General features: G+C 67.8%; 1 protein-coding gene. It reads left to right on the top strand.

Annotated features, from left to right (window positions below; genetic code table 11):
- Nucleotides 1-335 (top strand): HAD family hydrolase (locus AOK17_RS46790; RefSeq protein WP_245697893.1); only part of this gene is annotated, 335 nt, incomplete at both ends.

The raw sequence follows: 335 nt of genomic DNA, 5'->3' as shown, positions 1-335 counted from the left end.
CGGCGTCCTCGTGGACAGTGAGCCGATCTCCAACACGCTGCTGGCCGCCTATCTCACCGAGCTGGGACACCCCACCTCGTACGAGGAGTCCCTGCGCGACTACATGGGCGCCGCCATGCACCGCGTACACGACATCGTCGAGGAGCGGACCGGGGAGCGGCTGCCCGCCGACTTCGACGATGTCTTTCACGCTCGGGTGTTCGCCGCCTTCGAGCGGGAGTTGGAGCCGGTGGAGGGGGCCGTGGAGGTTCTGGAGAAGCTGGCCGCGGACGGGGTTCCGTACTGTGTGGCGTCGTCGGGGAGTCATGAGCGGATCCGGGTCGGGCATCGGAAGA

Source organism: Streptomyces phaeochromogenes, assembly GCF_001418655.1.
Taxonomy (GTDB): domain Bacteria; phylum Actinomycetota; class Actinomycetes; order Streptomycetales; family Streptomycetaceae; genus Streptomyces; species Streptomyces phaeochromogenes.
This window is presented reverse-complemented; position numbering and strand designations above follow the sequence as displayed.